Genomic DNA, 13,119 nt, shown 5'->3' on the forward strand with positions numbered 1-13,119 from the left:
ATCACAACTATTTCAGACAACATATAACGGATATTAAAGAGAGTCTTATTAAAAAATTAGAAATAGGAAATATAATGACAGACTAAAATCATACTTTAAAGGATAACAGCATAGAATATAAAAAGATTTTGGAAGTCTGCTTATATGGTCGATTTTATCAGCAGCGGTATAAGGCTCGGACAGATGTGTGATCTTAGCAGAGATGTTGTTGCAGGACTTCCTGTTATATCAATGCTGGGTGACTGCGAGGTTTTTATAGAGAATTACAGGGGGATACTTGAGTATTCAAGCGAATATCTTAAGGTTTCTACGAAAATAGGTAATATAAGAGTGAGCGGGAGCAATCTTGTGATATACCATATGAATCAGGACGAAATCCTTCTTAGGGGACGCATTGGCAAAGTTTCTCTAAAAGGAGAGGCTGATGAAAAGGATACATAATTATATTGTTATTGAAATATCCGGATGGGAGCGGGAAAGGTTCGTTAATCTGTGCTGCAGGCGCGGGATTACATTATATAACTGCCAGTGTGTGAAAGAGACAATAAGAGCGAGAATAACAAGACAGGATTATTTCAAGACTAAGGAAATGCGAAGAAAATGTCATGTTCATATTAAAGTTTTAAAGAAACATGATATAGAGTTTCTTTTTGCAAGATACAGAAGAAATTATTCGATAATTGCTGGCTTTGCCACTGCATTTGTATTGATGTTCATTGCCAGCAGATTCGTGTGGAGTATTGAATTTGACGGAAATTACATATATACAGATGATTCAATGCGTAGGTTTCTTAAAGAGCATGGCATCAACACAGGTGATAAAGTTAAGAATATAGATACAGAAAATATCGAGAAGGCAATTAAAAATGAACTGTCGCAGGTTACATGGGTTAATGTACGGATTGAGGGAAATATTCTGAAAGTCAGTATTGATGAATCTAAAGCTGATGAGCTACACAGCACCACTAATGATGGCAATATAATATCAGGATATTCCGGTGTTATTGAATACATTATAACCAGAAGCGGAACACCGAAGGTCACTGTTGGTGACGAGGTATCAGAAGGCGACATACTTGTTGAGAATACATTGTATGTTCCTGATGATTACGAGGAGAATATACAGCAATTTCAGACGCAGGCTCAGGCGGATATTCTGATAAGAACGCAGTTATCATGGGATAATGAGATAAATGCGGTATATGCCGATAAAATATATACTGGACGAAAGATGACGACATATGCTATAAGCATAGATAAATATGAAATTTCTCTCGGCTTTCCACGACATTTAAAAGAGTATGACAAGGTTGTTAATGAGGGGAATATAAAGATTGGTAATCTGATTGCACTTCCTGTATCTGTACAGAAGATTACTCTTAATGAGTATAAGGAAAATGAGGCTGAGTACAGTGAGGAGGAAGCAGCGGCTATTCTTAATGAAAAAGCTGAGAGATTTATAAAACATTTGAAAGAAAATAAAGTGCAAATAAATGATTATCATGTTAATATAGAAAGAAGCGGGGATAAGTATATTGCACATGCTGATATTGATGCAACTGTTCCTGCGGATTTTGATGTTAGAAAGGTGGAGACATCTGATGAGTGAGGTAGAGAGTCTTATTAATATACCGGTGGAACACTGTTCGAATATATTTGGACAGTTTGATGAATATGCGAAGGTTATAGAGAAAACACTTAAGGTTACAATTATTGTAAGAGACAGCTCTGTGAAGGTTATAGGTGCAGAGGCAGCAGTGCAGAGAGCATCAGGAGTACTTAATTATCTGTATGAGCTGTCTAAGAGAGGCAACCAGATTACAAGACAGAATGTTGATTATTCCATTGCACAGTCATTTGAAGAAAAGGCTGATTTGCTGATTGAGATTGATTCTGATACAGTGTGCAGGACGATTGCAGGAAGGCCTATCAAGCCTAAGACATTCGGACAGAAGGAGTATGTTGATGCCATTAGGGATAAGATGATTGTGTTCGGAGTAGGACCGGCAGGAACAGGTAAGACATACCTTGCTATGGCGATGGCTATTAATGCATTTAAGAATAATGAGGTCAACAAGATTATTCTTACAAGACCTGCGATTGAGGCTGGTGAAAAGCTCGGATTCCTGCCGGGAGATTTGCAGAGTAAGGTTGATCCGTATCTTAGGCCTCTGTATGATGCACTTTTCCAGATTATGGGTGCAGAGAGCTTTAATGCTAATATGGAAAAAGGTCTTATCGAGGTTGCACCGCTTGCATATATGAGAGGCCGTACACTTGACAATGCATTTATTATTCTTGATGAGGCACAGAATACAACACCTGCACAGATGAAGATGTTCCTTACACGAATTGGATTCGGCTCAAAGGTTGTTGTTACAGGTGATATGACACAGAAGGATCTGCCAAGGGATACCGTGTCAGGTCTTGAGGTTGCGACTAAGGTTTTATCCAAGGTTGAAGAGATAGCATTTATAAAGCTTACGAATAAAGATGTTGTAAGGCATCCTCTTGTACAGAAGATTGTCAAGGCATATGAGGATTACGAGGAGAATCAGGCTAAGGCTGCCAAGAGAAGAGAAGCAAGAAAGGGAAGTCAGACAGGAAGGAGAAAAAATTGATATGACTATTAATATAGAGTACGAAGCCGAGGAAAAGCTTGACTTAGATTATGAGAAGATAATTACTGATGTTGTCAATGAGGCGGTTGATTATGAAAAATGTCCTTATGAAGCAGAGGTTAATGTAACAATTGTTGACAGTGAATCTATCCACGAGATTAATAAGGAATACAGAAATATTGATTCTCCGACAGATGTACTTTCATTTCCGGGAGTTAATTATGTTACACCTTCGGATTTTGATGCAATTGAGGACGAGTTAGAAAACAATGCTGAGGATTATTTCAATCCTGATACAGGAGAGCTTCTTCTTGGAGATATTGTTCTGTGCGTTCAGAAGATTAAGGAACAGGCGGACAAGTATGGTCATTCTGAAAAAAGGGAGTTGGCATTTCTTACAGCACACAGTATGATGCACCTTTTTGGTTATGACCACATGACACCAGAAGAAAGTGCAGTTATGGAAGCAAAGCAGAATGAAGTACTTGAAAGACTTGGAATTACCCGTTAAGAGGTGACATATATGACAGATAATGAACTTGTTGCTAAAGCTAAAGAGGCACTTGAGAACTCATATTCACCGTATTCACATTTTGCAGTTGGTGCGGCACTTTTAAGTACTGATGGACAGGTATTTATAGGCTGTAATATTGAGAATTCTTCTTTCGGGGCTACTAACTGTGCAGAAAGAACTGCAATATTTAAGGCGGTCAGTGAGGGTGTAAAGGATTTTAAGGCGATTGCTATTGTATGTTCAGGAGACCAGCCTGCTTATCCGTGTGGAATATGCAGACAGGTGATGTCTGAATTTTTCAATCCTGATACAAGAATTATTGTTGAGGAAGGCGGCGGGCTTAAGACTTATACAATGAGTGAAATTCTGCCAGACAGCTTTTCGTTATAGTATAATATTGCTTATAAATGTTAATACTTCCCAGTAAGGACAACTTACAGGAGGGAGTATTGATGAATAAGAAATCATTCTGGCTTTATGTTGTGATTATGACTATGGCTGTAATAGCTGTAGTACTTGCAATATTTATACTTGTGGTAACAGATAATAAGAAGCCTTCTAATCAGCATTTTAAAGAAGAGGTAAGCTCGCAGGTGACTAAAGTAACTGAAAGTGAAGAGTACCAGTATGTGCTTAAGTACGAAAGAGATACTTTAAGAATATACAGAAATATTGTGAACGAAGGACGCGAAGTGTTCTATGATTATGCAGATATTAATATGGATTCACTTCCAGATGATATAAGAGAAAGACTGACTAAAGGGATATATTTTGAAGGAGAAGCACAGCTGTATGATTTTCTGCAGACATATAGCAGCTAGAAAGGATATACATTTACATGGTTAAGATTATTTCGGACAGTACAAGTGATTTGACTAAGGAACTTATAGACAAGCTTGATATATCGGTTATTCCGCTTCACATTCTGCTAGGCAATGATGAATACAGGGATGGAATTGATATTACGCCAGATAAGATATATGAATGGGCAGATGAGAATAAGACAACACCTAAGACGTCGGCGGTGTCTATTGATGATACAATAGAGATGTTTAAATGTGTTCTAGAAGAGGATAGGGATATTGTCGCATTTGCAATATCAGAGGATATGTCAACTACAGCTAATGTGTTCAGACTTGCGGCAAGAGAGCTTGAGGCAGAGGACAGGATTCATGTAATTGACTCTGAGAATCTGTCTACAGGAATAGGACATCTTGTTGTCGAGGCTGCTGTTATGGCAGGAAAAGGCATGTCTGCAGCTGACATTGAGAAGAATATATTAGAATTAAGACCGAGAGTCAGGGCAAGCTTTGTTGTTGATACGCTTACTTACCTTCACAGAGGAGGAAGATGCAGCGGACTGGCTGCCATGGCTGGCGGTGTACTTAAACTTCATCCAAGAATTGAAGTTAATAATGGAAAGATGAATCCTGGAAAGAAGTACAGAGGACGCATGAAGAATGTTGTACTGGATTATGTTAAGGATATGGAAGAAGACCTTAAGAAGGCTAAGAAAGACCGTGTATTCATTACACACTCTGGCTGTGATAAAGAGATAGTTGATGAAGTAAAGAATTATCTTAAACAACTTGATGTGTTTGATGAAATATATGAAACAAGGGCAGGCGGCGTTATATCTTCTCATTGTGGTCCGGGAACATTAGGAGTTCTTTTTATTGCCGGAGAATAATTTCAGGAGAAATGTATGGCTAAATTTACGAAAAAAGCGATAATGGACTGTTTTCTTAATATGCTAAAGCGTAAGAATATTGACAGGGTAACGGTTACAGATATATGTGAGGAATGTGGAATTAACAGGAATACATTTTATTATTATTTCAGTGATATATATGATGTGCTTGACAGTGTTCTTATAGAAGAGACAGAAAAGAATATTGATATTACGGAAGATGCAACTTTTTATGAGACATATAGTAAGGCAGCTTCTGTTATTATTGAGTATCGTGCAGCAGTTATTCATGTGTATAATTCCAGAAACAGAGATATTATTGAGAAATATCTGCATAATACAACAGAATATCTTGTTGGACTTTTTGTTAAGAAATATTCTAAAGACCATAAGCTTACAGAAGATGACAGAGAGTATATAACAAGCTTTTACAGCTATTCAATAGTTGGAATTGTGTCAAGATGGATAGGCGATGGAATGCCGCCATATGATAAAGATCTTATTAAGCGTTTTTCTGAATCATTTGATGCAACGATTGATACAATGATTAATCTATGTGAAGCTAATAATTAGTTATTAAAAACAGACAAAACATGTAAAGTGTTCGATTTTGGGACAAAGTACATGCTTTGCCTGTTTTTTTATTTGGAGAAAAAATGTATGCTAAATATAATAAAAAACGGCAAAAATAAATAAGAAAGCACAGAAAGGTGGAAAAGATTATGAGCAAAAAGGCGTTAAAACTAGGAGCAGCTTCTATTCTTGCACTGGGGGCAGGTGCGGCAGTTGTATCAAAAAAGAACAAAAGGGATGAACAGAGGAAGGTAACTAAAGACATTCAGGAAAGAGCACAAAAGGAGTTTCGCAATACTGAAAGAGGGAAATATACTAAGAATAGTAAGGGAATATATTACTCTAATGGTAACTATGAAGCATTTGCAAGACCGGAAAAACCAGAAGGAGTTGATGATAAATCAGCTTATATTGTAGGAAGTGGTCTTGGTGCATTAGCTGCAGCGTGCTTTCTTGTAAGAGATGGACAGATGAAGGGTGAGAATATTCATATACTTGAGGCTATGGATATTGCAGGCGGTGCATGTGATGGAATTAATGATCCTACAAGAGGTTATGTAATGCGTGGCGGACGAGAGATGGAGAATCATTTCGAATGTCTGTGGGATTTGTTCAGAAGTATTCCGTCTATTGAGACTCCGGGAGTTTCTGTACTTGATGAATATTACTGGCTTAACAAGCATGATCCTAATTATTCTCTTTGCAGGGCAACTGTAAACAGAGGTGAAGATGCACATACAGATGGCAAATTTAATTTAAGCCAGAAGGGCTGTATGGAAATAATGAAGCTGTTCTTCACTAAAGATGAGGATCTGTATGATAAGACAATTGAAGATTTCTTTGATGAGGAAGTTTTTGATTCAGATTTCTGGCTGTACTGGCGTACGATGTTCGCATTTGAAAACTGGCACAGTGCGCTTGAAATGAAGCTTTATATTCAGAGATTTATCCATCATATAGGTGGACTTCCTGATTTCTCAGCATTGAAGTTTACCAAGTATAACCAGTATGAATCACTTATTTTGCCTATGCAGAAATATCTTGAAGATGCAGGTGTTGATTTCAGGTTTAACACAAGAGTTGATAATGTAATCTTTGATTTCAGGGATGGAAAGAAGATTGCAAAGACCATTGAATGTACTGTAAAAGGTGAGACTAAGTCAATTGATCTTACTGAGAATGATTTGGTGTTTGTTACTAATGGAAGCTGTACAGAAGGTACTATATACGGTGACCATACACATGCCCCGGTAGGTAATGCAGAGGTAAGAACAAGCGGCTGCTGGAGTCTGTGGAAGAATATTGCAGCACAGGATAGTTCATTTGGACACCCAGAGAAGTTCTGTGGTGATATATCAAAGTCTAACTGGGAGTCTGCAACTGTTACAACAAGCGATGAGAAGATTATTTCTTACATTAAGAAGATATGTAAGAGGGACCCAAGAACTGGAAATGTTGTTACAGGCGGAATTGTCAGCTGTAAGGATTCAAGCTGGCTTTTAAGCTGGACAATTAACAGACAGGGACAGTTTAAGGAACAGAAGAAGGATGAGGTGTGTGTATGGGTATACAGCCTGTTTACTGATGTTGATGGTGATTATATCAAGAAGCCTATGAAAGAGTGTACAGGTGAAGAGATTACAGCAGAATGGCTGTATCATCTTGGCGTTCCTGTTGAAGAGATTGATGAGCTTGCTAAGAACCACTGTAACACTACACCAACAATGATGCCATTTATTACTGCATTTTTCATGCCAAGAAGAAAAGGTGACAGACCTGATGTTATTCCTGATGGCTGCGTTAATTTTGCATTTCTTGGACAGTTTGCTGAGACTCCGAGGGACACAATATTTACGACAGAGTATTCAGTCAGAACTGCAATGGAGGCTGTATATGGACTGCTTGGCGTAGACAGAGGTGTTCCTGAGGTCTGGGGCAGTGTATATGATGTAAGAGACCTGCTTGATTCATCTGTTAAGCTTATGGATGGCAAATCTCCATTAGAGATTGATTTAGGACCGTTTAATGTTATCAAGAAGGTTGTCTTAAAGAAGATAAAAGGAACTGTTATTGAAAAAGTGCTAAAAGACCATGATGTAATTAAAGATTATATGAAATATTAGTTGAAATATTAGCTGAAATGTGTTGAAACATGAAGGGATACCAGTTAAACTTATGGCTGGTATCCCTTTTTGCAGGGAAATAATACATCAGGAGATAAAAGTGAAGAAGACTATAATATTAACTTTGTTATTGATAACAGCTCTGGTTGCAAATGGATGCGGCAATAAGAAAAATGTAACAGACATGAAAGATAAAGAAACTACTGTCTCAGCGGTACAACAGGAAACAACACAGTTAAGAACACAGGAGACAACTACTGGACTGACAATGGATTCTGAAACACAGCAGGAAGAGACAACAGAAGAAGAAAGCAAGACAGTTGTGGCAACGGAGGTTACGGATTCTTCACAGACTGTATATGAGACAGCACCACAGGTAGCAGAGCCAGATAATAATAGCTTTGCAGCGGGTTATGCAGCATCATCACAGTATTCTCAGCTTGTAATTGTCCAGTCGAATGGAACAAATGCAACTGTAACTATGCATGAACTGCAGGATGGCGTATGGACTGAGATTTTAAGGACAGATGGATTTGTAGGTTCTAATGGAGTTGGTGAGGCGAGTGAGTTTACATCAGCTACACCACAGGGAACATTTCCGTTGTATTTTGCATTTGGAATTAATCCGGATCCGGGAACGAAAGTTCCTTATCTTCAGGTAGATGAATATGATTACTGGGTAGGAGATTCGTCTTCTCCTTTATATAATCAGTATGCAAGAGCTGATTCTGATACAGACTGGGACAAGAGCAAGTCTGAAAGAATAATTGATTATCCGACAGCTTATGGGTACTGTCTGTTTATTGGATATAACATAGAAGGTGTTCCGGGAAAAGGAAGCTGTTTTTTCTTACATTGCTCTAATGGAAGACCAACGGCAGGCTGTGTATCAGTACCAGAGTCTGATATGGCATTTATATTAAGAAATATAGGTGAGGATTGTGGGATAGTGATTGAGTAATCACTATCCCAATGCTATATCAAGAACCATCATAAGTGCAAATCCTACAGCGGCACCTATAGTTCCTATATTGCTGTGTTCGCCGTTCTGTGATTCAGGAATAAGTTCCTCTATTACAACATACATCATAGCTCCTGCTGCGAAAGAAAGCAGATAAGGAAGAACAGGCGTGATAATACCAGCAATAAGAATTGTTATGAATCCGCCGACAGGTTCAACAACACCAGAAAGCACTCCGCATATGAATGCTTTCTTCTTACTCATGCCTTCACTGCATAATGGCATTGATATAATTGCTCCTTCTGGAAAATTCTGTATTGCAATACCAATTGCAAGAGCCATTGCAGCAGTAGCAGTTATTCCTGAATCTTTCATCATTGCACCGGCGAATGCAACACCGACTGACATACCCTCAGGAATATTATGTAATGTCACAGCAAAAAGCATCATTGTAGTTTTGGATATGGAATTGGTTCTAATACCTTCCTGATTTCTGCTTTCAATATGCATATGTGGAATGACAGTATCAAGAAGCAGAAGAAAGAATATTCCTGCGAGAAAACCAACCAGTGCAGCCAGCCATTCCGGAGCACTGCTTCCTTTTGACATATCTATAGATGGTATCAGCAAAGACCATACTGATGCGGCAATCATAACTCCTGCCGCGAATCCTAAAAGCATTTTCTCAAACTTTGGAGCAATCCGTTTTTTTAAGAAGAACACCATGGCAGAGCCAAGAGATGTTCCGATAAAAGGAATTGCTAATATTATAAATTCTGACATAAAAGCTCCTTTCTATGTAAGTTAGGCATAACTAACATTATTATTATAGCATTTAAGGGTTTATATTACAAATGTTTTATCGAAAGAGAGTGATAATATGCCAAAAGTTACCTGTAACGACTTTCTGAAATAAAAGTTTCCTACAACGACTTTTTGTGATAGAATGTTTCTATACAAGTTGGAGGTGTCAGATATGGGGAATGTAGTTGATAAAGGAACCAGCTTTTTGTTTCATGTGAACAGGTATGTGGCAGGTAGTGAAACTGACATGTATAAACATGGATATGCGGAGCTTTTATATGTGTCTGATGGAAGCCTTACTGAGCATGTATGTGGGGATAAGGTGCATATAAAGAAAGGCGATGTATGCTTTATTAATTCGGGGTGCGTACATAAGGAAAGCTTTGAGGAAGATGACACATTTGTAATAAGACTCGAAGTGTCAGATGAGATTATTAATGCGGTTATAAGTAATGCTATGGCGGATAAACAGGCGGTGGATTATATTAAAGAGCTTGTTAAAGTGTTAAAGAACAGCGGATATATACATTTTGGCTATAAAGATGATTATGATAATGAGCTTAAGGATATGCTTACTGCTATGATAAGCGAGTGTGGTGTGGCGGATATGGCGTCTGCATATATATGTCAGGGGCTTATGCTTAGGATTCTGTGGCGGCTAGGAACAGTATATGAGTATGCACAGTCAAGATACATAAGAAAGAAAATTAACTGGCTTTTGCATCAGGAAATTACAGATTTTATTGAAGATAATATGAAAGATGTTACAATAGATATGCTTGTTGAAAGATTCGGTTATCAGGAGGATTATTTCAACAGGTTTTTAAAGGCACAGACAGGTATGACTTTCACGGAATATCTGCAGGATTGCAGATTGAACAAATCGGCCATTCTCTTAAAAGAAGATTCAATGGATGTTGATGAGATTATAAAGGAAGTCGGATATAGAAACAAAGGATATTTTTACAGGATATTTACAGAGAAATACAACATGACACCTGCAAAATTTAGAAAATATATTAAAGAAAAGGAGTTTACGATATGAGTGATATGTATAACAATCCGGTACAGAGAGGATTCTTTCCAGATCCTTCGTTAGTAAGAGTTGGAGATGACTATTATATGGCTAATTCAACATTTCAGTATTTCCCTGCAATTGCAATCAGCCATTCCAAGGATATGATTCACTGGCATGTAATTGGACATGCAATTACAGATTCAGAAGAACTTGATTTAAGAGATATTAAAGACTCACATGGCATATGGGCACCGGATATTAATTATGTTGATGGTAAATTCATTATAATGGCAACTTTAAGGCTTAACGGAGATGGCAAAAGAGATAATAATGTATTAAGACGCCAGCTTGTTGTAACATCAGATAAGCCACAAGGACCATATTCAAAGCCAGCCTGGCTTGAGGTTGATAATATTGACCCATCTTTATTTGTTGATGATGACGGTAAGAAGTATCTTCTTATAAGTCCGGGAATCAATCTTTTACCACTCAGTGATGACTGCACTAAGGTTATAGGTGAAAGTGTGTGTGTATGGCCAGGAACTGGAGAGAGATGTCCGGAAGGACCACACATTTTTAAGAAGGGTGAGTATTATTATGCAATGCTTGCGGAAGGCGGTACAGGCTATGGACACGGAATCAATGTTGCCCGTTCAAAGAATCTGTATGGACCATATGAGGAATCACCATACAATCCTGTATTGAGACAGTTTAATCCAGATGCACCGATTCAGAGAACAGGACATGGCAATATAATTGAGACACAGGACGGAAGCTGGTGGTGCTATTATCTGTGTGGAAGACCTAATCAGGGCAACTATACAACAATAGGAAGAGAGACAGCACTTGACCCTGTTACATGGCTTTCAGACGGCTGGTTTGTGATTAATGACAGAAAAGGACCAAGCCTTACACAGAAAGCACCTGAATTACCTGAATGCACATATGAAAAATGGACAAGAGATGATTTTGATGATGATACACTTAATCTTAACTGGGAGTTTGTAAGAAATCCTGTTAAGGGTAATTATTCTCTTACAGAAAGAAAAGGATACTTAAGGCTCTGGACAATGGACGGAACTCTTAATGAGATAAGGGCTAAGAATACTCTTGTAAGAAGAGAACAGGAATTATCGTATACAGCACATACAAAGGTTGACTTCTATCCTGAAAAGGACGGAGAACAGGCAGGTCTTACCTGTTATTACAGTACTGCGACTTATGCAAGATTGTCATTGTGTTATGAGAATGGAAGAAAATTGCAGCTTGTGATTAACAGAAACCATGGCGAAGAACTTATCTCACAGGTGGACAATATAAAGGAGCAGAGCATATACTTAAAAGTTGTAGTTGATAAACTGACAAGAAGCTTTTTCTACAGCTATGATGGTGAACAATGGGAACCAGCAGGAGTGCTTGAAAATTGTATATATCTGTGTGATGAGGGTGTGCCTGATGACAGAAAGCGTCATACAGGAACGCTTGTTGGAATATATGCCAATAATGGTGGCTGCGGAAGCAGGATACCGGCAGATTTTGATTATTTTGAATATGAGGATTAGATTTTATGAGTTTTGATTGTGTGGTTATAGGCGGAGGTGCAGCCGGAATGATGGCTGCCATACAATGTAAAGAGAATAATATGCAGACTGTGATTATAGAACACACAGCAAAGCTTGGAACTAAGATATTAAAGACTGGCAATGGCAAATGTAATTTTTCTAATACATTTATGACTAAGGAAATGTATCAGAACAATAACGCAGATTATGCGATGGAGATTATTAACAGGTTTAATGTTGATGATACAATACATTTTTTTGAGGACTTAAGTGTATATAAGAAGGAACGTAATGGTTATCTGTATCCGAGGTCAGAGATGGCGGCTTCTGTGGCTCTGGCGCTTACAGGAAAGATACAGGCACTTGATATTCCGGTTTTCTTTGAGACATCTGTTAAAAGAATTGACAGGGCAGGCAGCGAATATGTGTTACAGCTTGAAGGAGCGAAGACTAATACAATTAAGACTAAGACAGTGATACTTGCATGCGGTTCGGCAGCTTCACCGTCTTCTGGTTCTGATGGAAGCGGTTATAAGCTTGTTAAGAAGCTTGGAATTAAGGTTGTTAAGCCTCTGCCGGCTCTTACGGCACTTGAATCGGACAAGAAGAATATGAAGCTTGCAACGGGTGTAAGAGCATATGGTAATGTTAAGATTATGGCAGCAGGCAGAGTGGTTGCTGAGGATACTGGCGAGATTCAGTTTACTGATTATGGAATATCAGGAATCCCTGTTTTTCAGGTGAGTCGTTTTGCTGTCAGGGCGATGGAAGAAGGTCAGAGGGTTGAAGCACTTGTTGATGTGGCAGCAGATATTAAAGAAGATGACCTTTTATCAATGCTAAAATGTGCTGTTAATACAAGAAAGCATCAGTCAGTAAGCGAAAGCCTGTCAGGGTTGTTTAATAAAAAGCTTGTAATGATGATATGTAAGGATATTGGAATTGAGGGCAATTCCTCGGCTTCTGATATAGATGACGACATATGCCAGAAACTTGTCAGACATATGAAATCCCTCCGCTACCATATAACAGGATATAAGGGAAATGATTATGCACAGGTATGTCAGGGTGGTGTTGATGTATCCGGACTGAATGAGAATCTTGAATCAGTTGATAACCCTGGGATATTCTTTGCAGGGGAGCTTGTGGATATAGACGGCAGATGTGGTGGTTATAACCTTCAGTGGGCATGGAGCAGCGGCGTGGTTGCTGCTAAGTCAGCGTTTGATTATTGTAACAGACAGGAATAAGAA

14 protein-coding genes are annotated in these 13,119 nt (G+C 38.4%); 13 read left to right on the forward strand and 1 reads right to left on the reverse strand.

Translation table 11 applies throughout. The annotated features are described in order from the left end of the window. Nucleotides 1-144 precede the first annotated feature (144 nt). The 10 genes from GKE48_RS07700 to GKE48_RS07745 all read left to right on the forward strand — a co-directional run bounded on the left by GKE48_RS07700 (nt 145) and on the right by GKE48_RS07745 (nt 8,482). Entirely contained in the window at nt 145-441 is a 297-nt protein-coding gene (locus GKE48_RS07700; protein ID WP_012739205.1) for a YabP/YqfC family sporulation protein, read from the forward strand. Beyond that, nucleotides 425-1,609: a sporulation protein YqfD gene (locus tag GKE48_RS07705; RefSeq protein WP_154300804.1), complete on the forward strand. Its 1,185-nt coding sequence runs from the start codon at nt 425-427 to the stop codon at nt 1,607-1,609. The genes GKE48_RS07700 and GKE48_RS07705 overlap by 17 nt, the downstream gene beginning before the upstream one ends. Next, a complete protein-coding gene (locus GKE48_RS07710; RefSeq protein ID WP_055214885.1) occupies nt 1,602-2,621 on the forward strand; it encodes a PhoH family protein in 1,020 nt (339 codons plus the stop codon). The genes GKE48_RS07705 and GKE48_RS07710 overlap by 8 nt, the downstream gene beginning before the upstream one ends. Nucleotide 2,622: 1 nt before the next feature. Beyond that, complete coding sequence (gene ybeY / locus GKE48_RS07715; RefSeq protein WP_012739208.1) at nt 2,623-3,132, forward strand: rRNA maturation RNase YbeY; 510 nt, start codon at nt 2,623-2,625, stop codon at nt 3,130-3,132. 12 nt (nt 3,133-3,144) lie between these two features. Then, entirely contained in the window at nt 3,145-3,525 is a 381-nt protein-coding gene (cdd, locus tag GKE48_RS07720; protein ID WP_012739209.1) for a cytidine deaminase, read from the forward strand. 62 nt (nt 3,526-3,587) lie between these two features. Continuing rightward, nucleotides 3,588-3,956 (forward strand): hypothetical protein, encoded by a 369-nt coding sequence (locus tag GKE48_RS07725; protein WP_055285541.1) that lies wholly within the window; start codon nt 3,588-3,590, stop codon nt 3,954-3,956. Between the two features lie 17 nt (nt 3,957-3,973). Further along, nucleotides 3,974-4,825 (forward strand): DegV family protein, encoded by an 852-nt coding sequence (locus tag GKE48_RS07730; RefSeq protein WP_022098550.1) that lies wholly within the window; start codon nt 3,974-3,976, stop codon nt 4,823-4,825. Nucleotides 4,826-4,840: 15 nt separating this feature from the next. Further along, complete coding sequence (locus GKE48_RS07735) at nt 4,841-5,398, forward strand: TetR/AcrR family transcriptional regulator (RefSeq protein WP_055285546.1); 558 nt, start codon at nt 4,841-4,843, stop codon at nt 5,396-5,398. Nucleotides 5,399-5,547: 149 nt separating this feature from the next. Then, nucleotides 5,548-7,521: an oleate hydratase gene (locus GKE48_RS07740; RefSeq protein WP_154300805.1), complete on the forward strand. Its 1,974-nt coding sequence runs from the start codon at nt 5,548-5,550 to the stop codon at nt 7,519-7,521. A 100-nt stretch (nt 7,522-7,621) separates the two neighbouring features. Further along, on the forward strand, nt 7,622-8,482 hold the full coding sequence (locus tag GKE48_RS07745) for a L,D-transpeptidase family protein (protein WP_154300806.1): 861 nt from the start codon (nt 7,622-7,624) through the stop codon (nt 8,480-8,482). Nucleotides 8,483-8,485: 3 nt separating this feature from the next. Here the strand turns inward: GKE48_RS07745 and GKE48_RS07750 are convergent, their stop codons facing one another. Beyond that, nucleotides 8,486-9,265 (reverse strand): ZIP family metal transporter, encoded by a 780-nt coding sequence (locus GKE48_RS07750; protein WP_022098554.1) that lies wholly within the window; start codon nt 9,263-9,265, stop codon nt 8,486-8,488. Nucleotides 9,266-9,458: 193 nt separating this feature from the next. Here GKE48_RS07750 and GKE48_RS07755 point away from each other — a divergent pair, with 193 nt between their 5' ends. From GKE48_RS07755 to GKE48_RS07765, 3 genes are read left to right on the forward strand one after another with little or no spacing between them, the layout of a single operon-like run. Next, the gene (locus tag GKE48_RS07755; RefSeq protein ID WP_022098555.1) at nt 9,459-10,331 is read left to right on the forward strand and encodes an AraC family transcriptional regulator; all 873 of its coding nucleotides are present in this window, start codon (nt 9,459-9,461) and stop codon (nt 10,329-10,331) included. Then, nucleotides 10,328-11,866 (forward strand): glycoside hydrolase family 43 protein, encoded by a 1,539-nt coding sequence (locus GKE48_RS07760; protein ID WP_154300808.1) that lies wholly within the window; start codon nt 10,328-10,330, stop codon nt 11,864-11,866. The genes GKE48_RS07755 and GKE48_RS07760 overlap by 4 nt, the downstream gene beginning before the upstream one ends. Before the next feature lie 5 nt (nt 11,867-11,871). Then, nucleotides 11,872-13,116, forward strand: coding sequence for an aminoacetone oxidase family FAD-binding enzyme (locus GKE48_RS07765; protein ID WP_154300809.1), 1,245 nt, complete (start codon nt 11,872-11,874; stop codon nt 13,114-13,116). Nucleotides 13,117-13,119 lie beyond the last annotated feature (3 nt).

The sequence above is a fragment of the Lachnospira eligens genome (genome assembly GCF_009680455.1).
GTDB lineage: Bacteria > Bacillota > Clostridia > Lachnospirales > Lachnospiraceae > Lachnospira > Lachnospira eligens_A.